The sequence below is a fragment of the Stenotrophomonas sp. genome (genome assembly GCF_032103445.1).
GTDB lineage: Bacteria > Pseudomonadota > Gammaproteobacteria > Xanthomonadales > Xanthomonadaceae > Stenotrophomonas.
Window position 1 is genome coordinate 10,135 of record NZ_DAMDFR010000042.1, and the last position, 23,866, is coordinate 34,000.

Below are 23,866 nucleotides of genomic sequence, written 5' to 3' on the forward strand. Positions count from 1 at the left end.
TGCATTTCATCTCTGCCGATTGGGGTTTTTACTTCGATGCTTCAGGGCGGTTGGATCCAAATCCGTATTCGTCTACCGACCAGTAGACCTCGGTGATTGGCTGATTGACGAACCTAAACATCACCACGCCGCGCTCAGGATTATAGAAGTACTCGGTGCCATGGCGTGCAACAACCAGAGTGCGGACCTCGTCGCCAAGTATGCGTAACGTGCGCTCCCCTGTTAGCTTGAACTCAAGGTCATCATCCCCGCAATTCCATTCTTTGGTTCGTATCTCATCCTCGGTTGGTGAGCAAAAACTCATTCGCGTTGTCTTGAAGCATCTGCTGCGCCCTGCGGGGCAAGACTCAAGTTCAGTCAATGTTGCGGGGTAAACTAGTAGCTTGTTGTTGATGTCGATTGTGATCACAGAGGTTTCGAAGGAGAGGGCTGAAACACTTTCATATCGATATGCGCCTTCGGTAGCGACTTGGGTGGGCGGGGCAGTGCTCGCATTCGCTACTGCAAAGAGCGCCACGAGAGAGATGGGAAACGTCATCTTTCGATCCTTGGTTTGACCAATAGTTCTGCGTCTTTCGATAGTATCTCCACGGCGCGATCACTTGCCATGTTCTCGGCACCTTCAACGGAGTCCATTTTCAGATTCTCTGCGTTGCCGTGACCAGCAAATTCGTGGACTCCAAAGGCGGCCTTCGCAGTCTCTCCGCCTTGAGCGACTAAGCCCCCATTCATTTTTAGGTCGCCTGGTGACTCAAGCGCTTGAATCTTATTGCTCAGCGTAGTCTGAACTTGATCTATCTTGCCGTCTACGATCTTTGCTGTCGTTTCTCCTGCCGCGCCTGTGGCCGGAGCCGCAGCTGCTGTGGTATCGATCTTAACCTTCCAGTTCTTCAGGTTTCCAATCTCGGCCGGACTTCCGCCTGCTCGAACGCCTCGCGCTGTGAGGCTCACTACCTCCCGACCAATTCGCTCAGTCTTGAGCTCTGACAGAGTTGGACTGCTCGGATTGGCGTAAACAACAGAAATGCTCTGGCGACCATTGGGGTCTTTGAAGCGGTAAGGGTTGCCGTTGCCGTACCTGAACCTATTGAACTGCGTCGACGGTTCTGCATAGGCGGTTACCGGATCCACGCTCAAGAACGAGCCAACCTCAGGATCCATATACCGCTGCTGCATGTAAGTCAGCCCAGTAGCCGAGTCAGACACATGCCCGGTATACCCCGGCCCATCCTTGACCTGGCCACCCACCACCGCCCCATACGGCTCGTAGACGGTCCGCTCGATCACCACGCCATTGGCATCGGTCACCGCGACCGGCGATCCCAGCGCGTCGGTGTGGATGTACTCCACGGTCTCTGCAGCCTGGGCCGCCGACAGCATCCCTGCCGCCAGTACCAGCGCCAGCAACCCGCGCATCAAAATGCTCATGTTCTTGATCGCGTTCATCAGTTGGCCTCGTAGACGCCACGGGTCGCGGTGTAGATGGGGGACCAGTCAGAGCACCCCCCGGCGTTGCAGGCGCGCACCCTCAATCGCGCCGAGCAATACGCGTTGGTGTTTGACGCAACATAGGACTTGGGGCCGGTATACAGGCGTCGACCGCCCGTGTCGGGTTCAAGGTGGTACTCCGTGGCGGTCGCAGTCGGGTACCAGCCAACGTCGCAGGAGACCCGATACGGCGCAGTGGTGGTAGTCAGCCAGTTGGCCACATAGATCGTCGGCACCGGCGGCGGCAGTGAAACCGTGACGGTGGCAATGCCCGACCAAGGACCGCAGCCAACAAAGTTACAGGCTTGCACGCGGTACGCGTAGCTGCCATTGCCGCGGCCGAGTCCGACCGACGTGCGGCCATCGGCCAGCAGCGTGACCCAGCCAGCACCGTTGGCGCTTTCCTGCAGGATGAAGTACTCGGTGTTGGCCGGGGTGCTCCAGCTGAAGGCGTAGTCGGTGACGTTTACCAGTCCAGGCGCGCTGATGACCGGCTCCAGCGTCGGTGCACCAACGACGGTGACGTTGCCATTGCCAGACCAGCCACTGCAGCCCGCACCGTTACAGGCCGCCACGCGATAGGCGTAACTGCCCACGCCGCGTGCCGGGGTGGCGTAGGAGGTGGCGTTGCCGTCGAACAGGGTCACCCAGGCTGCGCCGTTGGCGCTTTCCTGAAGGGTGTAGCGGGTTGCGCCGGCGATGGCACTCCAGCCGATGCCGATGCTGCCTGGGCCGACTCGCGCCGGTGCGCTCAGGCTGGGGGCACCCGCTGGCGGGTACACCACAGCGGTAGTGGCGGTCGCGCTATAGCCGGTGCAGCCCACCGGATTGCAGGCCCGCACACGGTAACCGTAGCTGCCGGCGGGCTTGCCGCTGATGGCCAGCGAACGGGCGGCCGTGTTCTGGAGCAGGGTCCAGGCACCACCGTTCGCGCTTTCCTGCAGTTCATAGGTGGCCACGCCGTCGGATGCGGTCCAGCTGACGGTATAGCTGCCGTTGTAGGCGGTGGCCGGGGTGGTCACCGCCGGCACGCCGCTGGGAGGCAGTTCCACGGCCACGGCGGCGATGTTGCTCCAGTCGCCACAGACCTCGCGGCAGCCGCGCACACGGAACTGATAGCTGCCGGTCAGCAGATTGCTGGCCACGTAGGTGAGGGCGGTTCCGTTATACAGCCCAACCCAGTTGCCGCCGCTCAACTGCTGCAGTTCATAGCGGTTGGCGGCACCGGCTGCTGTCCAGGTCAAGGTCACGTTGCCCTGGGTGATGTAGCCGGGCGCGCTGAGCGCCGGCACGCTGGGTGCCGCCGCGTCGTTGACGCGGGCCACCAGGCTGCCGGAAAGATACATGTAATTCGTCTTCTTGCCGGTGCGTTCGTTACGCTGGTAACGAAGCACGCCGCCGTTGTCGTAGAACGAATAGATGGCACCGTCTGCGCCCAGCGATTTCACCCGGCGGCCGTGTGCGTCATATTCGTAACGCTCGGCACTGGCTACTTCGCGCAGGCGGTTGCCGTAGTCGAAGCTGAAGGCCTGGCCGTTGCGTACGGACAGGTTGCCCTGCACGTCGTAGTTCAGGCCGGTCACGGTGGCCCCGGTACCGGTATCCATCACGTTGACCAGCCGGTTGGACGGGTCGAAGTAATGGGTGCGGTCGCGGCTCCCCACCTTGGCGCGGCGCAGGTTGTCCAGCGCGTCGTACTCGTACAGTGCGTTGCCGAAGCTGGCCGCGGTGACCGCGCGCAGGCGGTCCAGGCCGTCATAGCTCATGTCGCGGTTGCCGGGCGCACCGGGCAGACCGTCGGAGATCGCCAGCACATTGCCGGCGGCATCGTAGTCGTAGCTGTCGTCATGCACGGCACCGCCGGCCCCGGCATCGCGGCTGCGCTCGGGCAGGCCACGTGCGTTCTGGGTCATGCTGTGCGCTATGCCGTTGCCGTACACGAAGCCGGCCAGCGCCCCGTTGGCGTAGTAGCTGGCCTGTTGGGCGTAGCTGCCGACGGCTGTGGCGCGGCCGGCGGGATCGGGCTGGTAGGCCACGCTGGCACCGCCAGGGTAGGTCTGCCCGGCAAGGTTGCCGTTGCCGTCATAGCTGTAGCCGAAGCTCACCGTGCCCAACTGGCTGTGCTGCAGGGTTTCTGCGGTGAGCAAGCGGCGCAGGTTGTACTGGTAGCGGTTCACCACCGGCAGGGTGGCCGGGTCGTTGGTGGTGCTGATCTCCGCCGGCAGGCCGTCGGCGGTGTAGCTCCAGCTCTGGTTGCCACGGTTGTCCGGGAAGGCCAGCTGCTGCAGGCGGTTCAATGCGTCGTAGCTGCGCTGTACGGCCCGGCCGCTGGCCAGGCCTTCGGCCTGATTGCAGGCGGTGGTGCTGGTCAGGGGGGTGCCTGCCGCGGACCACACCACGTTGCCGGCGGCGTCGTAGTCCTGCAGGGTGGCACCGGTTTCCGGCTCGATGGTTTTGCACAGCTGCTGGTAGCCGTCATACACGTAGCGTCGGGTCAGCGACTGGCTGCCGTCGCCACTGCGGCGGGTGATGGCCAGCGGCTTGCCCAGGCTGTCGCGCTGGATCTCGGTGACCACGCCTTCGGGATGCTGGATGGTCAGCGGCATCTCGTAGGTGGGTTGGTCGTAGGTCTGGTGCCGGGTAGTGGTGGCCTGCCCGCGCGGGTTGGTGCTGCGCACCGTGAGGTTGCCCAGGTACTCGGTGCTGCTGACCAGGTCGCCCAGCTCCGAGGTCTGGCGCACGATACTGGGGCGGCCCAGTGCGTCGTACTGGGTGGTGGTGCCTGCCAGGGATTGATTGATGTCGCTCAGCTGGCGGGTTGGGTAGGAGGCGAACACGGTCTTGCCGCTGCTGTCGTAGCGGGTGACGGTGGCGCTGTCCAAGGCGTTGTTGAGGTTTTGGGTGACCAGCACCGGACGGAACATGGCGTCCAGGTAGGTATCGGTACGCAGCCCACCCAAGGTGCGCGAGTGTTTCCAGGCACCGGCAGGCACGCCGTACTGGGCAGCGCCCAGGCGCTGCAGGTCCAGCGTGGCTCCGTTCCAGGCCACGCTGTCGCCCGTGGGGAACTGCTGCGTGCGCAGCCGGCCCATGCTGTCATAGGTGTAGCGGGTGGTTGCACCGACTTCGTTGGTGAGCGCGGTGATCCAGCCGTTTTCGTCCACCTCTACCTGGCGGGTGGCACCGTTGGGTGCTTCGGGCGTTGGGGGCAGTCGCAGCTGCTGCGGAACGCCGCGCTTCCAGGCGGAGAGGTGGCTGGTGTTGCCGCGTCCATCGGTGACCGTGGCGACGGTGCCATCGGCGGCGTAGCTGACCTGCTGGGCCAGCTTGCCGAAGCTGTAGGCGCGTAGCGGCTGGGCGGTGTTGCCGTCGAACTCCGTGCGGGACTGCTCGATGCCATTGACGACGCTGCGGGCGGTCTGCCCGCGCACCCACAGCTGCGGGTTGTCGTAGTAATCGGTGCTGCTGCTGCGGCTGAAGCCGGCGTTGTTGGACTCCACCACGGCGACTTCGCGGATGGACGAATCAAACGTCTGCACCTGACGGGTGAACAACACGCCGTCCTGCTGGACAGTGGTGCTCTGCACCGGGCGGTTGAGGTGCTCGCCCAGTTCGGTGGCTCCGTACTTCAGGTTGCGGCCGGCGGCCTGCGGGAACGGCGCGCTGGGCAGCTGCGCGTCGGGGTAGTAGTTGTTACGGTCGACGCGCACCACGGTGCCGCCGCTGCTGGTTGTGGTGCCGAGCAGCATGCCGTCGTTGTAGGCCACTTCCTTGCCGAACTCGTAGGTTTTGATCACGCCATCGGGCAGGGTTTCGATGGTGATCTTCGGTTCTGACTGACCAACCGGGAACAGCGGCGCAGTGGCCTGGGTCAGGTCGCGGTCGTAGCGGCCACCCAGGTTGGCGTACTGGTACGTCCACTGCGCGGTGGGCATGCCGGGGCCACTGATGGTCTTGGTAACCAGCGACATCGCATCGCGATAGACGGGCGACATGTTCCAGCCGTCGGCGATCAGACCTTCATCACCTGAGGTTTGGCAGTCGAAGGGCACGTTCTTGCGGCCGTGGCGGAACGGGCGGAACGCGAAGGTGCCGGTGGCACCCGACGGGTGTCCGATGCTGACCGCCACCTCGGTCTCTACGATCTTGTTGACCTTGGCGCAGACCTCGGGATTGTCCATGTACGCAGACGGATCCTGGCCTGTGTATTCGGGGCGCTTGTGGGTCACCGTGACGCTGGGCAGGTTGTAGGTCCAGGCCGTGCCGTCCGGCAGTGTGACCGACTGCAATTGTCCGTATTCGGAGTAGCCATAGGTCCAGCTGCGGCCGGCAGTTGAGGCGGAGGCAATGCGACCTTGTGCATCAAAGGTCAGGGTGATGCTGCGCCCATCGCTGGAGGTGATGCTTTCGAGGCGACCGTCATTCCACTGGTAGCGGACCCAGTTGCCGAACCGGTCCACGATCTGGGAGGGGTAGAGATAGACCTTCTTCCGGTCCAGCGTGGCATGTGTGTTGACGTCGTAGGGTTGCAACGACGCGGATTTGTTGCTGCGGACGACCATCCAGTCGAAGTAGTACTTGCTGCCGTCTGGTGCGTGGCCAAGGAAGCCTTCGCCCGGTTGGCCGCTCTTGAGTGCGCCCAAGCACGAGAAGAACCAGCCGCCCTTGGTGTTCCATGGCGTCGGCTGACCCACCTGCGGGACTGGTTGGCGGGCATCGCCGCTACCCGCGAGCACGGATTCACCATTTCCGCCGGGCAAGCTGAGGCGCACACCGTCCCAATAGGTATGTGGGTCGAAGTTAATCTGCTGGGTTCTGCGGTAGTTCCACACTTTCAGCGTGGGCGGCGCTGTAACGGTGGAACAGCGCGCGGCGGGTGCCCAGTAGCCCGCTTGCGCAGTTTCCGGCAGGTCGCCGTACACGCCGGACAACGACGGCACGTCCAACGACCAGTTGGCGAACTGGTTCTCGGTCACGTCGCCGGAGAAGTCCGCCAGGCTGCGGCCAAGCGAGACAGCGAGGCCATTGTTTCCCGGCACGGTGATATCGGTGGCGCTGAGGCTGACCGAGCCGTCATAGAGGTTGACCTTCTCGCCGAAGATCTCGCCTTTCATGGGTTCTACCAGGTCGCCGTACTTCAGCCGCTTGTCGTACTCCTCGCGCCAGGTGGGCACGATCTGGGCGTGTGCCGCCAGCGGCAGCAACAGGCTGACGGCGGTCAGCAGATGAAGGGCGCGGCTCCAGGCAGGTTGCCCGGCGATCCGATCGGCAGCGTTCATTCGCATTACTCAATCCCTTGGATGCAGTCCGGTGCGGCGCATCGCTGCAGGGGGTGTTTTCAACCGGCCGCAGGTCGCCGGGCCACCGGATGGCAGCCAAAGAAGACGTCAGCAGGTGTGGAACCCCTGTAGCGCGTGTGCGCAATGCAGATTGCGTTTATGAACGAATCGTGAGGGCGGCGTCAATGGGTGGAAGTTGCCAAATTTGGCAAAGTTGGGAATTGGGAGCGCGACGCGTGGTTTTCCTACATCGGTGTCAGAGTTTTCTGATCATCGGCCAACGGTCGGCGTTGCCGTTTCGTTGATTTCGATGCCTTACCGGGTGTTGTCAGTTTCAGGGCGGTCGTCTTGCGAGCGACCCTACCAGCCCAGAAACATCGCGAGCGCGGCGAGTTCTGGGTTTTCGGGCATTCGCGCGCCCATCCATCCGATACTGCCGCGCTATCATCTGCCCTCCTGAAATCCCTGCGAGACCTGCCATGACCCTTTCCCGCTTCTACCCCATCGGTACCCCCGGCCAGGCTTGGGGCGCGGAGGAAAAAGCGCAGTGGCGGGCAGGGCAGCCGAAGCAGCGCAGCTATGCCGACGAGGTGGTCAGCAAAGTCCAGGCACTTGGCAAAGACTTCGACGTCGTGCCCTACGGCGAACTCGACTACGCCCCGGACCAGTACACCCTGTTCGCCCTGCGCAGCCGCGACTGGAACCCGGCGCTGCCGAGCGTGCTGGTCACCGGCGGCGTGCACGGCTATGAAACCAGTGGCGTGGAAGGCGCGCTGCAGTTCCTGGCGCAGCGCGCCAAGGACTACGCCGGCAAAGCCAACATCCTCGTGGCCCCGTGCGTGAACCCCTGGGGCTTCGAGCGCATTAATCGTTGGAACGCGCTGGCGATCGACCCGAACCGCTCTTTCGTCGCCAACAGCCCGGCCGCCGAATCTGCCGCATTGATGGCGCTGGTAGCGCAGTTGCGTGACGGCATGGTGCTGCATATCGACCTGCACGAAACCACCGACAGCGACGAAACCGAATTCCGCCCGGCGCTGGCCGCGCGCGACGGCAAGCCGTTCGAGCCGAGTGGCATTCCGGATGGCTTCTATCTGGTGGACGACACTGAAAATCCGCAGCCGGCGTTCCAGCAGGCGGTGAACGCCGAAGTGGAGAAGGTGACGCACATCGCCCCGGCCGACGACAAGGGCGAAATCATCGGTTCACCGGTGGTGGCGCCGGGCGTGATTGAGTATCCGCTCAAGCGCCTGGGCCTGTGCGCCAGCATCACCGGCGCGAAGTTCACCACCACCACCGAGGTCTACCCGGACAGCCCGCGCGCGACCCCGCAGCAGTGCAACGACGCGCAGGTGGCGGCGGTGTGCGCCGCCATCGACTACGCGCTGGCGCACCGCTGATTACACCCGCACCCAGCGGGAGGTAATGCCGATCAGCACCATCACCACCGCCACGGCGGTGAACGCGAACACCAGGCTGCTGGCCTGGGCGACGAAGCCGATCAGCGCCGGGCCGGCCAGCACGCCGGCGTAGCCCAGGGTGGTGATCGCCGGAATGGCCAGGCTCTCGGGCATGGCCTTCTGGTTGCCGGCCATGGAGAACAGCGCCGGCACGATGTTGGCGCAGCCCAGGCCGATCAGCACATAGCCGGCCAGTGCCGGCAGCAGCGGCGGGGCATAGGTGATCAAGCCGAAACCCACGGCCGCGACCAGCGCACCGAGCAGAATCGCGCGGTGCCGGCCCAGCCTGGCGACCACGCCGTCGCCCACCAGGCGGGTGACGGTCATGGCGATGGCAAAGCACATGAAGCCCAGGCCGGCGCGGTCCTGCGGTACCTGCTGCACTTCGTGCAGGAACACCGCGCTCCAGTCCAGCATGGTGCCTTCAGCCAAGAAGGCGACGAAACACAGCACGCCGATCGCCAGCACCACGCCATGCGGAACGGCGAACATCGGGGCGTCGTTGGGCGCGCGGTCGCGCCGCCACCAGCGTACCGAGACCGCCAGCAGCGCGATCATCAATGTCGAGGCCAGCACACACACCAGCAACGGCGAAACGCGCATCGAAAGCAGCGTGGTGATCGCGGCCGCGCCAATGGCACCGCCAATGCTGTAGAAGGCATGGAAGTTGGACATCATCGGCCGGCCGCTTTCGCGCTCGACGATCACCGCCTGCATGTTCATCACGCAGTCGCAGGCCCCCACGCCGGCACCGAACACGAACAGTGCCGCGCCCAGCGTCCACGGTGAAGGCGCGATGGCCAGCAAGGGCAGGGCGACCATCGCCATCAGCAGCGTGATCACCATGATGGCGCGGCAACCAAAGCGGGCGGCCAGTGCACCGGCAATCGGCATTGCCAGCAGTGAGCCTGCGCCCAGGCACAGCAGCACCAGGCCGAGCGTGCCTTCATCCAGCCCGGTACGGCTCTTTGCGTAAGGCACCAAGGGGGCCCAGGCGGCGGTGGCGAAGCCGGGCAGCAGGAAGGCGGCGCGGGTGGCGTGTTGTTCGGCGCGCGCCTGGGCGGGGGCCATCATCGTTGTCGTCATGCAGTAGGGATCTCAGACGTGGGCGGCGCGCAGCAGATCGACGCCACGGCGTTCGAAAGCAGCGGTGTGGATGTCGGGCGCGTCGGCTTCCACCACCAGCACGTCGATCTGCTCGACGCTGCCGATGCGGTGCGAAGCCTGCGTGCCCAGCTTGTCGTTGGTGGCGACCAGGATGCAGCGGCTGCTGGCGGCGAGCAGGGCTCGTTTCAGCGCCGCTTCTTCGCCATCCACCGCCCACAAGCCGGCCTCGGCGTCGACCGCACAGGTGCCGATGAAGCACACGTCGGCACGCAGGGCGGCTACGGCTTCCAGCGCCTGTGCGCCGACCGCTGCACCCAGTCGCGGATCAAGCCGGCCACCAATCAGGCTGACCTCGAAACCGCGACGGGCCATCAAGGCCATCGCGATATCGGGCGCATTGGTGATCACCCGCAGCGCCATGTGCCCGGGCAGGGCCGCGGCAATGGCACTGTTGGTGGAGCCGGCATCGAGCAGCACCACGTCGCCGCGCCGCACCTGGGTGGCGGCGGCGTCGGCCAGTGCCTGTTTCTGCACGGTCTGCTGGGCGTGCCGGGCGACCAGCGGCGGCGCGTCCGGGGCAGCCGGCAGGGCACCGCCGTAGACCTTGCGGCACAGCCCCTGGCTGGCCAGGTCGCGCAGGTCGCGGCGGATGGAATCTTCGGAAACGCCCAGCTGGACGGCGAGCTGGGCCGAGAACACTCGGCCGTTCTGGCGCAGCAGTTCGAGGATGGCCTGCTGGCGTTCGCCGGGCAGGGCGTCGATGTCTTCGTGCATAAATGGATACAACCATGCAACTTCAGTGGCGCAAAGATACACGAAGTGGCGATAAGTGCGGATGAATACGTATAAACAGGCGCTGCCGTCAGTCCGTGCGCGCCAGCTCTGGCTGGATCACCCCGGCCACCCAGTCCATGAAGGCGGCCACCCGGCGCGGCAGATGCCGGCGCTGGGCATACAGCAGGGTCACTGGCATCGGCTCGGCCACGCACTGTGGCAGTACTTCGACCAGATCCCCACGTGCCATCGCAGCACGCGCGCCCAGCCGTGGCACCTGGATGATGCCCAGTCCGGCCAGTGCCGCCGCGCTGTAGGCCTCGCCGCTGTTGACGGTGATCGGTCCGCCCATCGGCAGGCTTTGATAGGCCTGGCCGTCGAAGTACTCAAAGCCCGGCGAGCGCTGGCCCAGCGTGCCCACGTAGTGGATCAGTGCGTGCGTGGCCAGGTCGCCCAGCGTCTGCGGCATGCCGCGCGCGGCGATGTACGCCGGGCTGGCGCAGTTGACGATATGCATCACGCCGAGCGGGCGGGCGACCAGCGTGTTGTCGTCCAGCGGGCCCACCCGCAGCACGCAGTCGAAGCCTTCGCGGACCAGGTCTACACGACGGTCAGTGCCGCTGAGCTCGATCTCCAGACCGGGATGCTGGCCGAGGAAATCCGGCAGATGCGGCACCACCAGCTGCCGGGCCAGCCCGCTGGACATGTCCACGCGCAGGCGGCCGGTCAGCTGCCCGGTTTCGCGCCGGAACATGCCCTGCAGGTCTTCCATGTCGTCCAGCAGGTCGCGGGCGCGCTGCTGGTACTGCGCGCCGTCGGCGGTCAGCCGCACCCGGCGTGTGGTCCGGTGCAGCAGCTGCACGCCTACCTCGGCTTCCAGCCGCTGTACCGCCAGCGACACGCTGGCCTTGGGCAGGCCCAGGCTGTCGGCGGCGCGGGTGAACGAGCCGAGTTCGGCCACCCGCAGGAAGCTGCGCAACTGGTCAAGGCGGTCCATGGATTGTTCGCTGTGGTTGGACAGTCAAATCAGGATCGCGCGATTTATGGGGCCGGGCAAGGGTAATAGTCTGGCCGCACCCCAACCAAGGAGCACGTCATGAGCACGACCTCCCGCATCACCCTGATCACCGGCGGCAGCCGCGGCCTGGGCCGCAACGCCGCGCTGGCCCTGGCCGCCGACGGTTCCGATGTGATCATCACCTACCGCAGCCAGGCCGATGCCGCCCAGCAGGTGGTGGCACAGATTGAAGCGCTGGGCCGCCGCGCCGCCGCGCTGCCGCTGGATGTGGCCGACAGCGCCGGCTTCGAGGCCTTTGCCACCGCCGTAAAAGCGCAGCTGCAGCAGTGGGGGGCCACCGGCCTGCAGGGCCTGCTCAACAACGCCGGCGAAGGCCTGTATGCCGGCTTCTCCGAGACCACGCCGGCGCAGTTCGACCATCTGGTCGCGGTGCATCTGAAGGGCCCGTACTTCCTGACCCAGGCGCTGCTGCCGCTGATCAGCGACGGCGGCCGCATTCTCAATGTGTCCAGCGGGCTGGCCCGTTTCGCGCTGCCGGGCAGTTCGGCCTACGCGATGATGAAGGGCGGCGTTGAGGTGTTCAGCCGTTACCTGGCCAAGGAGCTGGGCGCGCGTGGGATCAGTGCCAATACGCTGGCACCCGGCGCGATTGAAACCGACTTCGGTGGTGGCCACGTGCGTGACAACCAGGACATCAACAAGATGGTGGCGGGCAACACCGCGCTGGGCCGCGCCGGTCTGCCGGACGACATCGGGCCAGTGGCGGTGGCGTTGTTGTCGCCGCGTACCGGGTGGATCAACGCACAGCGCGTGGAAGCGTCGGGCGGAATGTTCATTTAAGCGAACGGTTCGCATTAGCGATAACCCGGCTATCATGGCGGCCCCTTCGCCGTGATCACCGGGTTCGCTTTTGAAAACCTCTGCTCCGCTCAGCCCGATGGGCCGTGTCTTCGCCATCGTGGCGCTGTTTGAAGCCTTTACCTGGGCAGGCCTGCTGGTCGGCATGTATTTCAAGTATCACGCCGGTGAACCCACCACGCTGGGCGTGCGCATCTTCGGGCCGGTGCATGGCCTGGCCTTCATGGTCTATGTGGTGGTCAGCGTGCTGACCGCGCTGCGCCAGCGCTGGCCCTGGTGGGCCACGCTGCTGGCGCTGCTGGCGGCAATCCCGCCGTTGGTGACGCTGCCGCTGGAGTGGTGGTTCAAGCGGATCGGGTTGCTGTCCGTCCGCCCGAACTGACGGTTACCAGCGATAGCTGAGGCCGAGCTGCGCACTGCGCTGGTGGTAGCCGGAACCTTGCTGCAGCGACAACCCGGCCCAGGCCCCGAAGCCACCGGGGAAGCGCACGCTGGCCCCGGCACTGAACTCGCCGCGCTGGCGCGGAATGCGTGCATCGACGGCTTCGTCGTCCATGCGCACATACGGGTTGCTGCCGTTGCGCAGCCAGTTCGCGGCCAGATACGGCTGCACCTCGGCGGCGCTGCCACCCCAGCGGGTCACGCCGGACAGCCGCACGCCGACGCGGCCGAACGCACCACTGGCGTCCGCGGTGTGCACCAGGGTGCCGTTGCGTTCGACGTGGCGCACGTCGTCCCAGCGGGTGTAGCCCACCTGCAGCTGCGGTTCCAGGAACACGCGGCTGTTGCCGGATTGACGCACCGTCACCGCGTAACCCACTTCCACCGCGCCCTGCCAGGCCTTGCTGTCGTAGCGTTCGGTGGCCAGCGCGTTGCCTTCCACTTCGTTGCGGAACACGGCGCGGTGCACCGACCCGTCCACGTACAGACCGGCATACGGATCATCGCTGCCGACACCGCGCCAGGTGCCATACAGGCCCAGTGCGTTGCCTTTGACCTTGCCGCGTGCGTAATAGCCGGTGAGCACACTGGTGGAGGTGCTGCTGGCATTGCCGCTGCCCAGCATCACGCCCACGCCGCTGCCGTGTTCGTTGCCGAACAGCTGGGTGCCCACGCTCAGCGCCTGGCTGCTGCCACGCACGTTCAACTGCTGCAGGTTGGCCCCGAAGCCCGAGCGTGAACCGTCCACGCGGGCCCAGGCACGGCCGCTGTTCTGGCCGGCCTGACGGTGGTGGTAACCGAGGCGGAACATGCCGTTAGCGGCCTGCAGATTGGCCAGGTACGCCCCCGGTTCGGGACGCAGCACAGGAACCACCGGTCCCTCGCACTCGGGCAGGCTCGGGTCGATCTCGCACGGGTCAGGTTCCGGTTCCTGGCATTCGGGCAGAGTGGGGTCGATGTCGCAGGGATCCGGCTGCACCGGTAGTTCGGAGCGCAGGTACCAGTCGCCGTCGCCGGCGTCTTTGAACAGGAAGTACTCGTACTGCCCGCCGACTGCGCGGCCGATCAGATCGAACTGGCCATTCGATGCACCACCCACCTGCACCAGCTGGATGCCACGGCTGGTCAGCGCGCCGGGGCCACCGACGTTGTTGACTTCCACGTTGGTCTGGCCGCTGCTGTCACCGTCGATCACCAGCCGGTCCGAGGACGCGTCATCGCCGGCCAGCACCGTGTTGAACCGCAGCGTGCCGCCGTCGCCGCTGTAGTTGCCGGCCACCTGCAGGGTGTGGAAGGCGCTGCCGTCGCCGAACTGCACCACCGCACCGCTACCGACGTCGAGTTGCTGCACGTTGCTGTCGGCGGTGAGCTGCCAGCTGGCATCGCTGAGTGCGACGTTGGTGCCGTTGATGATGGCCCCTTGCAGCTGGGCACCGCCGCCCAGGGTGACATTGACGGTGGCGGTGTTGGTCCCCAGCGTGGCACCGACGATATCGCCGCTGATCGACGAGCCGGTGACATCGAGATTGACCGCTGCATTCGCGCCAACCTGCAGCGCCACGCCGTTGCCGCCCACCAGCGAGGAGCCGTTGCTGACCGTGATGTCGGCATTGCCGGCCAGCGGGGCGTTGATCGCCGGGCCATCGCTGGCGGTGACGCTGGAAGCGTCGATCTGGATGCTGTTGTTGCCCGCCGCTGAGCCGGTGAAGTAGATGCCATGCCGGGTGCCTTCCACACGGGCACCCTGGCTCAGCACCAGATTGCCATTGGTCATCGACACACCCGCGCCGGTGCCGCCACTGGTGCCGGTGCCCGTGCCGCGCACGGTGGCACCGGCAACATTCAAGGTGGAGCCGTTGGTCACGCTGGCCCCGATCGCACCGCTGATCAGGCTGCCGGCACCGGTCACGCTGGCGGTGGGCTGTGCGGAAGCACTGCCGGCCAGGGTCATCGCAGTGCCGGTGGACTGCACCTGCGAGTCGGCCAGCAGCAAGGTGCCGCCGGTCATTGTCACGCCGCTGGCGCTGCCGGTGAGGGTGCTGTTGCTCACCTGTGCGGTGCCGCCGCTGATGTCGAGCGCGATGCCAGCGCCGCTGCTGCCGTCGGAGCTGGCCTGTACGTTGTCGAGCACCAGGCTGGCACCGTCGCCGAGTTCCAGCGCTTCACCGCCGGTGGCAATTGAGCTGTTGCGCAGGGTGAGTGCGCTGCCGGCACCGGTGCTGCTGAAGCCGCGCCCGGCTGAGGTGATGGTCATGCCATCGATGTCCAGCGTGCTGCCGGAGGCGACCACGCCGGCATCGCCGGCGGCAGACGTGATGGTGATGCTGCCGCCGGTGAGGGTGCCGGTGCTGGTGTTGGCCAGACGGATGCCGAACAGGCCGCCCAGCAGGGCACCGTTGCCGGTCACGGTGGCGTTGTCGACCTGGATGCCGCTGGTGGCACCGCCCGGGGCGATGATCAGCTCGGCCTGGTCGGTGACGTCCCATAACTCGGTGGGGTCGCCGGGATTGAGGGTGTGGGTGTTGCCGGGGCCGGTGACGGTACCGGCGCTGACCTGCAGGGGCAGGGTGGCAAGGGACAACGCGATGGCGCTGAACAGCGCACAGCGCTGGCTGCACTGAGAGAGAGGCCGCATTGTGAAATCTCCGGAGCGTGGATCGTGAAACGACAACCCCCGTTGGTTCACAACCTCTAACCGGAAGTCATTCGATGTCGCGAATGATCCGGCCGCGGCCGCCGCGGACCCATGCAACAAGTTGCATGGTGTGTGCCCTGAAACCGCAGATTCAGGATGGGCAAGGTGATGTGGGCCGGGCGTGAAGAGCAGCCGGGCGAGAGCAGCCGGGCAAGCCCGGCTCTACGGGGTCAGTGCTGCTTCGATGTGTGCGGGAGAGTGGTAGCCGGCCATGCGGTGCACTTCGTTTCCGTCACGCACCAGGCTCAGGGTGGGGGTCTGGCGCAGGCCGAGGTCGCGGAAGAAGGCCTCGCCGACGGTTTCCAGCTTCACCTTCAGAAGCACCACGTCGGCGGCGGCCGGAGTGCCGGCTACCTGGGCCAGCGCCATGTCCAGCATGCGGCAGCCGGGGCACTGGTCCTTGTAGAAGTCCACCAGCACGGTGGGGTGGTCGCGCAGGGCGGCGTGGTAGTCAGCGGCGCTGTGCGCCTGCAGGGTCAGCATGGGGCGGGGCTCCCGGGCGCGGCCAGAACCTGGTCGGCCCATTGTTGGATGGCGTGGCGGTCGGCGTCGCCGTGCGGCATCTGCTCGATTTCCAGTACGGGATAGGGCGAGTGGAAGTACCCAGCGAGCCGGTGCGCGGCTCCGCAGTAGTACTCCATGCCCCATTGGGTTTCGCCGGTGCCGAAAATGGCCACGCGCTCGGCCGGTGGCAGGCCGGAGTGGTCGCGCAGCAGGGCGACGAAGTCTTTCATTTCGGTCGGGGTGCGGCCGGCGTTGTCGGTCCAGGCACCGAACAGGTAGCGGTCGTGGGGGCGGGCCAGGATGGGGAGGGCGGAATCGGGGGCTTCGTCGGCTTCCAGCCAGTCGACCGCGTGGCCGCGGCCGCGGCAGTGGGCGGCGAGGAGGCGGGCTACCTCACGGGTGTTGCCGCTTAGCGAGGCGAAGGCGATCAGGATGTGCATGGTGTGAGGTCTGCATGCGGTTGCCACGCAGGGCGTGGCACTACGGCGGGTCAAGCATTGGGATGAACGTGGCGCACGGCAATCGGTTCATCGAAACGAACCGGACGTAGAGCCACGCCCTGCGTGGCTGCGCGATGCCAGATCACAAATCATCAAACCCGTTGTCCGAATTCGTCTTCTTGTAACTGGCATTGCGCATTTCAAAGAAATCGGTCTTGGTTTCAGTGAAATTGTCCGCATACGCCTTGATCCAAGGCATCACATTGGCATTCGCATCGCTGTACAGCTTGTCGATGCCCAACATGCCGGCCATCTTGTTGGCGCGGTACTTCACGTAGCGGATCATCTCGTCCACGTCGATGCCATCGATGCCATCCAGCACCTCGCCGGTCCAGCGCGTTTCCAGTGCAATGGCGTGTTCGAAGGAATCGTGCACGTAGGCGGTGAGCTGGTCGCCCTGCAGTGCCTGGTTCTCGCCGATGATGGCGCGGATCAGCTCGCTGATGAACTTGGTATGCGCCAGTTCGTCGCGGTTGATGAAGCTGATGATCTTGCCGGTGCCGGTCATCCGGTTCTGGCGGACCAGGTTGTAGAAGAAGGCAAACCCGGAATAGAAGTTGATGCCTTCCAGAATCGACGACTGGATCAGCGAGCGGATCAGCGTTTCGGCGGTCTTCTCGCGCATGAAGTCGTCATACGATTCCATGATCGGCGCATTGCGGGCCAGGATGGTGGGGTGGTTGCGGGCCAGCTCGAATACGCGGTTCTGGTCGGCCAGCCCGGCGATGGAGGCCAGTACGTAGCTGTAGCTTTCGTTGTGGATCACTTCCTGCTGGCCGATGATCGCGGCATTGGCATGCGCGGCCGGGTCGGTGATGTACTCGGCCACGTTGTAGATGAAGCGGGTCTGCGGCGAGTCCAGCGTGGCCAGCAGGCCGATGATGGAATCGTAGGCGTTCTTTTCCCGGGCCGAGAGCTCGCCGTACTGGCGCGCGTCGCCCTTCATGTCCACTTCGTCGGGAATCCAGAAGTTGGTCGAGAGTTCCTTGTAGGCCCGGTAGAAGGACGGGTAGGGAATGTCGTTCCAGTTCAGGATGCCGTTGGTGCGGCCATTGATGATGCCGGTGGAGCGGTTGGGGTGGCGGGGTTCAAGGATTTTGATGCGTTCTAGTGGGGTGGCCATGGGTTTGTTCTTGAGGGGGAATGGGGACTACGTGGGCCGGCCGTTGGCCGGCCCAGGCGGTGCGTGATCAGGACGAACACCATTCGCACTCGTCGATATCGATATCGTTCGACCGCACGTAATAGGTGGTCTTGATCCCTTCCTTCCACGCACTCATATGCAACGCCAACAAGGTGCTTGCCCGGATCGTGCTGGGCACATACAGATTGAAGCTGATCGCCTGGTCCACATGCCGCTGTCTACGCGCGTTCTGTCGAATGCTGGCGAACTGGTCCAAGCGGTACGCGCCTTTCTCGTAGTAGGGGTAGGTCTCCAGCGACAACCCCGGTGCGGCCACCGGGCGGCGGAAGTCCTTCTTTTCCTCGTAGTAGAACGCGCCATACACCGGGTCGATGGACGCGGTCGAGCCGGCAATCTGCGCGGTGCTCATGTTCGGGGCCACCGCCATCAGCCAGCCGTTGCGCAGCCCGTGCACGCCCACCTGCGCGGCCAGTTCCTGCCAGGCGGGACTGGTGTAGCCACGCGCACGGAAGTACTCGCCGTTGTGCCACTCGCTGCCCAGGAAGGCGCTGTAGCGGCCCTTTTCCTGGGCCAGCTGCAGGCTGGCGCGGATCGCCAGGAAGTTGATCCGTTCATACAGGGCGTCGGCGTAATCCTCGGCACGCGGGTCATCCCAGGCGATCTGCTGCTGCGCCAGCAGGTGATGCCAGCCGAACGTGCCCAGGCCGATGGCGCGGTACTTGCGGTTGGTGATGGTGGCCTGCGGTACCGGCAGCTGGTTCAGGTCGATCACGTTGTCGAGCATGCGCACCTGCACGCTGACCAGCCGCTCCAGCACGTCGTGGTCCAGCAGGTCCGGCGCAGCGGTGACCGCACGGCCGAGGTTGATCGAGGACAGATTGCAGACCACGAAGTCGCCGGCCTGGCGGGTGGTGACGATCTGGTCACCGCTGATCATTTCCTGCATCAGCCGGGTCGGGCTCATGTTCTGCAGGATCTCGGTGCACAGATTGCTGGAATAGATGTTGCCGGCGTGCTTGTTCGGGTTCTTCCGGTTCACTTCATCGCGGTAGAACATGAAGGGATTGCCGGTTTCCAGCTGGCTGACCATGATCCGCTTGAACAGGTCGATCGCTTTCACCGTGCGCCGGCTGATCCGTTCGTCGGCCACCACCTCGGCATAGCGGGTGCGGAAGCTGCCCTGGCCGCGCTGCTCGTCATGGAAGTCCTGCAGGTACCAGCCCTTGATGCGGTGCACTTCATGCGGGTCGAACAGGTACCAGTCGCCGCGCCGTTCCACCGCTTCCATGAAGAGGTCGGGCAGGCATACCGAGGTGAACACGTCGTGCGCACGCAGGCGCTGGTCGCCGTTGTTCAGGCGCAGATCGAGGAAGGCCTCGATGTCGCGATGCCAGATGTCCAGATAGACCGCAATGGCTCCCTTGCGCTGGCCCAGCTGGTCGACGCTGACCGCCGTGTTGTTGAGCTGTTTGATCCACGGCACCACGCCGCCGGACGAGTTGGCAACGCCGCGGATCGGCGCGCCGGCCGAGCGCACATAGCCCAGGTACGCGCCAACGCCACCGCCGTGCTTGGACACGCGGGCGATGTCGGTGTTGGAATCGTAGATGCCCTGCAGGCTGTCATCCACGGTGTCGATGAAGCAGGACGACAGCTGCCCACCGGTCTTGCCGGCGTTGGCCAGGGTTGGTGTGGCCACGGTCATGTACAGGTTGGACAGCGCCCAGTACGCCTCGCGCACCAGCAACATGCGCCGGCGGCGCGAGCGCTCGCCGTGCAGGTGCTCGTGCTGCATCAGGTACAGCGCGATGGTCAGCCAGCGTTCCTGTGGCAGCTCGAACACGCCGCGCGAGTGGTCGGTGGCGAGGTAACGGGTGGCCAGCAGGTACAGCCCGTTGTAGGCGAACAACTTGTCGCGCTCCGGGTCGATCATGCGCCCGGCTTCCTCCAGTTCTTCCTTGGAATAGGCCTTGAGGATGTCGATGGAATAGACATTGCGGTCGGCCAGGCTTTCCTGCAGACCCACGTAGGAACCGTAGCGCAGGGTGGCGTCATAGAAGCGGTTCTTGCTGGCGCGCTTGTACAGGCGGCGCAGATACAGTCTCGCGGCGAAGTGCTCCCAGTCGGGTGCGACCAGGTCGATGCGGGATTCGGCCTCGCGCACCAGCAGGTCGACCAGGTCGTCGGCGCTGAGCTGGGCGCGGCGGGTGATCAGGGCCAGCACTGCGCGCAGATAGTCGGCCAGGTCCAGCGCCGGGAACTCGGCATGCACCGCGCGCAGGCTGCGCTCCAGGCGCGCCGGCTCGAACGGCATGCGGCGGTTGCCGCCTTCCTTGGTGATCCACAGCGGGGCTTCGCCGGCCACGGCAGTCGGTTCCACTGCCGGCACGACGTCGGCGGGCAGGGTGTTGAATTCGTTGTTCATCGCAGTTCCATGCTGGTGGGTATCGACCGTTGGTCGATACGTCAGGTTTCAACCGTTGAGTGTCCAAACGGCGGTCATGGAGGCGGGCCCCGGCGGGGGCGGAAGGTCACGGTCGCAGCGGGGCGGTGACCAGGGGCGGGCTTCCAGGTGCCATGCGGAGAGAACCGGACCTGGCGGAAGCGGGGAGCCGATAAACACAACATAGTGTGGACGCGTCTCATCGTCAACATCATATGTAGTGTTGAGGGTGTGGCAACGTGACCCGTTGCCGCACCCCGAGCAGAGGTTGCCGGCCAGCGGCCGGCATTACCCGTCCTCGGTTACCAGTAACCGAGGACCTTCCACCACGCGATGCCCACGGTGGCAAACACCAGCAGCTCGAACACGCACATCACGAAGCCCACGCGCCACCACGTGCCGAGGGTGACGTAGCCGCTGCCGAAGATGATCGGTGAGGTGCCGGTGGCGTAGTGGGTCAGCGTCATCATGATCGCCGAGCCGGCGGTCATCATCAGCATGAAGGGAATCACGTAGTCGGCCGGAATCAACAACGCGCCCACGCCCAGGAAGGCCAGCAGCATTGCGCTGATATGCGCGGTGGTGCTGGCAAACAGGTAGTGCGAGAACACGAAGGCCAGCACCAGCACGGCGGCAATGGCCTGCCAGCCCATGCCACTGGCGACGATGGCGTTTTTCATGCCCTCCGAGAACCAGGTGATCACGCCGAGCTTGTTCAGCTGCTCGGCCATCATCACCAGGGCTCCGAACCAGATCAGGGTGTCCCAGGCGCTCTTTTCCGACAGCACGTCATCCCAGTCGATGGTGCCGGTGATGATCAGCACGAACAGGCCCAGGAAGGCGACCACGGTGGGATCCAGGGTGAAGGCGGGGCCGAAGATCATCGCCGGGACATTGGCCCACAGCACCAGCAGCAGGCCGAAGGTGCCCATCATGACCTTCTCCTTGCCGCTGAGCGGGCCCATCTGCTGCAGCTCACCCTTGGCGAAATCCACGGCGTTCGGGGTGTGCTTCAGTTCCGGCGGCGACAGCAGGTACACCACCAGCGGCATCAGCAGCAGGCACACCAGGCCGGGCAGCAGCATGCACAGCGCCCAGGTGGTCCAGCTCAGGTGGAACTGCTGGTCCGTGGCCTTGGCCACGAAGTCCACCACCAGTGGGTTCGGCGCGGTCGCCGTGAGAAACATCGCCGAGGTGATCGGGTTGGCGTGGTAGTTCACCAGTGCCAGGTAGGTGCCCACCTTGCCCTGGGTGCCCTTGGCCGGGTCCGATTCGAAGGCATTGGCGATCGAGCGCATGATCGGGTGCACGATGCCGCCGCCACGTGCCGTGTTGCTGGGCGTGAACGGGGCCAGCACCAGCTCACACACCGTCAGCCCGTAACCGATGCCGACCGTGCGCTTGCCGAGCAGGGCGATGAACATCAGGCCGATGCGGCTGCCCAGCCCGGTTTTCTTCAGGCCGCGCGAGATCAGGATGGCGACCACGATCAGCCAGATCAGCGGGCTGGCGAAGCTGCTCAGCGCATCGGTGATCGCGCCCTTGGATGAGGTGGAGGTCACCTGCGAGAGTGAGACGATGACGATGGCCATCATCGCCATCACCCCGATCGGCATCACCTTCAGGATGATCGCCACGATGGTGGTGAGGAAGATCGCCACCAGCCCCCACGCCTTGGGCGTCAGGCCCTCCGGGCAGGGCAGCAGCAACAGGGTGACCAGCACGACGGTGGTGATCAGCGCCGGGACGAGGCGGAACGGAACAACGCTGTTGAAGTAGCGGAACAGGGCCTTGAGGGAGGCGAGCATGGCGGGGGTTCCAGAGGGGCGGGGTGCGCCCCGGTTCAGCGTGGGGGTAACTGGCGCAGGTTCTGCAGGCGCTGCAGCATCAGTTCGGCGTGGAGCTTGGCGTAGCCGTCGTCGGTGAAGTCCTGTGCCATCGGCGAACTGGCCGCCTGGCGGGCGGCATCGGCACGGGCTTTGTCCAGGTCTTCACCGCGCAGGGCCAGGTCGGCCAGCACGATCACCTTGCCGGGCTGCACCTCGACATAGCCGCCTGACACGTACACGTGGAGCGGCGGTTCGCTGCCGGCGGGGAACACCGAGACCATGCCTTCACGCAGGGTGCTCAGCAGGGGCGCGTGGCGGGCCATCACGCCGAAGCGGCCTTCACTGCCGGGCAGGCTGACTTCGCGGACTTCACCGCTCCAGAGTTCGCCCATCAGGCTGATGATCTGCAGGTCGATGGCGTGGGCGTCGCCCAGTTGCGGGGGCAGGGGAGTGGAGTGCATGCAGCATCCTTGGGGGGAGGAGTGGGTCCAGCCTACCGCCCCGGGCGTTGTCAGGGGTTGATCGACGTCAATGTGTGGAAGATTGACGTGTGGCGACAAATGAGAGCTGTTATCATTTGCGAATTGTTCGCTTGTGGTGTGTGATGCGCTCAACTCCCTCTGTTCCTGGCCTGCCTGCGCTGGTCTTCGCCGCCCTGGCGGGCACCATGGCGATGATGTCGTTCGTGGCCGTCGTGGGCCCGGTGGTGCGCCTGCTCGGGTTGTCGGAATGGCACGCCGGCTTGTCGGTGACGGCGGCGGGCGTGTTATGGATGCTGTCAGCGCGGCGCTGGGGCGGTCTCAGCGACCGCATCGGGCGCAAGCGTGTGCTGGTGATCGCGCTGCTGGCCTACGCGCTGATCTATATCGTGATGGCGCTGTTCGTCGACACCGCGCTGCGCTCGCCGCCGGCGGTGGGGTTTTCGGTGCTGTCGCTGGTGGGCACGCGGGCACTGGTGGGCCTGTTCTATGCCGCGGTGCCGCCCACCGCGGCGGCCTTGGTGGCCGACGCGGCCCCGCCCGGTGAACGCGCCGGGGTGATGGCCAAGCTGGGCAGCGCGAATGCGCTGGGCATGGTGATTGGCCCGGCCGCAGCGGGTTGGGTGGCCTACCAGAACCTGTCGCTGACCCTGTATGTGGCGGCGCTGCTGCCGCTGCTGGCACTGGCTGCGGTGGCCTGGGGACTGCCCGCGGCAGCCGCACCGGCACCTGCCGCCGACCGCCCACGCAGCACGCTGGCCTGGCATGACGCGCGCCTGCGCCTGCCGGTGCTGGCGGTGTTGCTGGCAATGATCTCGGTGACCATCGCACAGGTGACGGTCGGCTTCTTCGCCATTGATCGGCTGCGGCTGAGCCCGGCCGACGGCGCGCGCATGGCCGGGTTGGCCCTCACCGCGGTCGGGGTGGGCTTGATCCTGGCGCAGATCGGAGTGATGAAACTCAAAGGCGTGCCGCCGCGGCGCTGGATCGCCGTGGGCGCGCTGATCTCCGGCATTGGCTTCGCATCGGTGGCCCTGGTACAGGTACCGTGGCAGCTGCTGGCGACCTACGCGGTGGCGGCCTTCGGGATGGGTTTTGTGTTTCCGTCGTTCCAGGCGCTGGCCGCTGATTCGGTGGACGCGCACGAGCAGGGGGCCGCGGCTGGCGCGGTAGCGTCCGTGCAGGGGTTTGGCATGGTGATCGGGCCGATGGTCGGCACGCTGCTGTATCGGGTGGCCCCTTCGTTGCCTTACCTGCTGGTCGGCCTGCTGCTGCTGGTGCTGTCCGTCGCGGCGGTACTGCATGTGAGGCGCTCGCCATGAGTGAGGCCCAGTACTTCACCAGCGCAAACGAAGACATGTTCGGCGGTATCGAGCTGGACGCCGCCGCCCCGGGGTTCCTTCTGCGTACCGGCACGCGCACGCTGGATGCCCGCGGCTGCGCCGCGATGCTGCCGGCAGGTGGCACCGCGACGTTACCTGCGCGGGTCAGCGCCTTCTTCAACGCCACCCCGGCCGGCCTGCCGCTGCTGGTGGGCGCGCTGCCGTTCGATCCGACCGGGTGGGATGCGTTGTATCAGCCGGTTTCGCTGATGAGCGCATTACCGTCGGGCGGCCACAGCACGCCGGCGTTCGTCGGCGATATCCGCAGCGAACCAGCACCCGACGCGTATGCCCGCGCTGTTGAACAGGCGCTGGATACGTTGGCCAACCCCTACACGCCGCTGCGCAAGGTGGTGCTGGCACGCAGCCTGCACGTGAACGCCACCGCGCCGATCGACCCGCATGCCCTGGCGCTGCGCCTGGGCCAGGACGCCGGTGTGGCTCCGTTCGTCGCGGCGCTGCCGG

16 protein-coding genes and 2 pseudogenes are annotated in these 23,866 nt (G+C 65.6%); 5 read left to right on the forward strand and 13 right to left on the reverse strand.

The window, feature by feature from the left end:
* Positions 1–28 precede the first annotated feature (28 nt).
* Genes RT551_RS14605 through RT551_RS14615 form a run of 3 tightly spaced genes read right to left on the reverse strand, consistent with a single transcriptional unit; the run spans position 29 to position 6,767 of the window.
* The gene (locus RT551_RS14605) at positions 29–538 is read right to left on the reverse strand and encodes a hypothetical protein (protein ID WP_313460006.1); all 510 of its coding nucleotides are present in this window, start codon (positions 536–538) and stop codon (positions 29–31) included.
* Positions 535–1,446 carry an RHS repeat-associated core domain-containing protein gene (locus RT551_RS14610; RefSeq protein WP_313460009.1) on the reverse strand — a complete coding sequence of 304 codons (912 nt, stop codon included), beginning with the start codon at positions 1,444–1,446 and terminating at the stop codon, positions 535–537. The genes RT551_RS14605 and RT551_RS14610 overlap by 4 nt, the downstream gene beginning before the upstream one ends.
* Positions 1,446–6,767: a wall-associated protein gene (locus tag RT551_RS14615; protein WP_313460012.1), complete on the reverse strand. Its 5,322-nt coding sequence runs from the start codon at positions 6,765–6,767 to the stop codon at positions 1,446–1,448. The genes RT551_RS14610 and RT551_RS14615 overlap by 1 nt, the downstream gene beginning before the upstream one ends.
* Before the next feature lie 479 nt (positions 6,768–7,246).
* On the opposite strand from RT551_RS14615, the gene RT551_RS14620 reads away from it, so the two are divergent.
* Complete coding sequence (locus RT551_RS14620) at positions 7,247–8,167, forward strand: M14 family metallocarboxypeptidase (RefSeq protein WP_313460013.1); 921 nt, start codon at positions 7,247–7,249, stop codon at positions 8,165–8,167.
* On the opposite strand, the gene RT551_RS14625 is transcribed toward RT551_RS14620, so the two are convergent.
* The 3 genes from RT551_RS14625 to RT551_RS14635 all read right to left on the reverse strand — a co-directional run bounded on the left by RT551_RS14625 (position 8,168) and on the right by RT551_RS14635 (position 11,105).
* On the reverse strand, positions 8,168–9,298 hold the full coding sequence (locus RT551_RS14625; protein WP_313460044.1) for an MFS transporter: 1,131 nt from the start codon (positions 9,296–9,298) through the stop codon (positions 8,168–8,170).
* Between the two features lie 27 nt (positions 9,299–9,325).
* Entirely contained in the window at positions 9,326–10,108 is a 783-nt protein-coding gene (locus tag RT551_RS14630) for a DeoR/GlpR family DNA-binding transcription regulator (RefSeq protein WP_313460016.1), read from the reverse strand.
* A gap of 88 nt (positions 10,109–10,196) precedes the next feature.
* A complete protein-coding gene (locus tag RT551_RS14635; protein ID WP_313460018.1) occupies positions 10,197–11,105 on the reverse strand; it encodes a LysR family transcriptional regulator in 909 nt (302 codons plus the stop codon).
* 99 nt (positions 11,106–11,204) lie between these two features.
* Here RT551_RS14635 and RT551_RS14640 point away from each other — a divergent pair, with 99 nt between their 5' ends.
* Complete coding sequence (locus RT551_RS14640) at positions 11,205–11,966, forward strand: SDR family oxidoreductase (RefSeq protein WP_313460023.1); 762 nt, start codon at positions 11,205–11,207, stop codon at positions 11,964–11,966.
* Between the two features lie 70 nt (positions 11,967–12,036).
* Positions 12,037–12,366 carry a DUF3817 domain-containing protein gene (locus RT551_RS14645; RefSeq protein WP_313460024.1) on the forward strand — a complete coding sequence of 110 codons (330 nt, stop codon included), beginning with the start codon at positions 12,037–12,039 and terminating at the stop codon, positions 12,364–12,366.
* A gap of 3 nt (positions 12,367–12,369) precedes the next feature.
* Here RT551_RS14645 and RT551_RS14650 read toward each other — a convergent pair whose 3' ends face one another.
* The 7 genes and pseudogenes from RT551_RS14650 to atpC all read right to left on the reverse strand — a co-directional run bounded on the left by RT551_RS14650 (position 12,370) and on the right by atpC (position 22,001).
* Positions 12,370–15,060 (reverse strand): autotransporter outer membrane beta-barrel domain-containing protein, encoded by a 2,691-nt coding sequence (locus tag RT551_RS14650; RefSeq protein WP_313460025.1) that lies wholly within the window; start codon positions 15,058–15,060, stop codon positions 12,370–12,372.
* A 222-nt stretch (positions 15,061–15,282) separates the two neighbouring features.
* A complete protein-coding gene (locus tag RT551_RS14655; RefSeq protein ID WP_313460028.1) occupies positions 15,283–15,603 on the reverse strand; it encodes a thioredoxin family protein in 321 nt (106 codons plus the stop codon).
* Positions 15,597–16,064 carry a flavodoxin gene (locus RT551_RS14660; RefSeq protein WP_313460030.1) on the reverse strand — a complete coding sequence of 156 codons (468 nt, stop codon included), beginning with the start codon at positions 16,062–16,064 and terminating at the stop codon, positions 15,597–15,599. Before RT551_RS14660 ends, RT551_RS14655 begins: the two co-directional genes overlap by 7 nt.
* A gap of 142 nt (positions 16,065–16,206) precedes the next feature.
* On the reverse strand, positions 16,207–17,247 hold the full coding sequence (locus RT551_RS14665) for a ribonucleotide-diphosphate reductase subunit beta (protein WP_313460033.1): 1,041 nt from the start codon (positions 17,245–17,247) through the stop codon (positions 16,207–16,209).
* Positions 17,248–17,314: 67 nt separating this feature from the next.
* A pseudogene (locus RT551_RS14670) lies at positions 17,315–19,612 on the reverse strand (ribonucleoside-diphosphate reductase subunit alpha); the annotation flags it as partial.
* Between the two features lie 401 nt (positions 19,613–20,013).
* Positions 20,014–21,519: a DASS family sodium-coupled anion symporter gene (locus RT551_RS14675; protein WP_313460036.1), complete on the reverse strand. Its 1,506-nt coding sequence runs from the start codon at positions 21,517–21,519 to the stop codon at positions 20,014–20,016.
* Positions 21,520–21,554: 35 nt separating this feature from the next.
* Positions 21,555–22,001 (reverse strand): ATP synthase F1 subunit epsilon, encoded by a 447-nt coding sequence (gene atpC / locus RT551_RS14680; RefSeq protein WP_313460039.1) that lies wholly within the window; start codon positions 21,999–22,001, stop codon positions 21,555–21,557.
* 143 nt (positions 22,002–22,144) lie between these two features.
* Between atpC and RT551_RS14685 the strand changes: the two genes are divergently transcribed.
* Entirely contained in the window at positions 22,145–23,341 is a 1,197-nt protein-coding gene (locus RT551_RS14685; RefSeq protein WP_313460042.1) for an MFS transporter, read from the forward strand.
* Positions 23,338–23,866 (forward strand): annotated as a pseudogene (locus RT551_RS14690) (hypothetical protein); the annotation flags it as partial. The gene RT551_RS14685 and the pseudogene RT551_RS14690, both read left to right, overlap by 4 nt.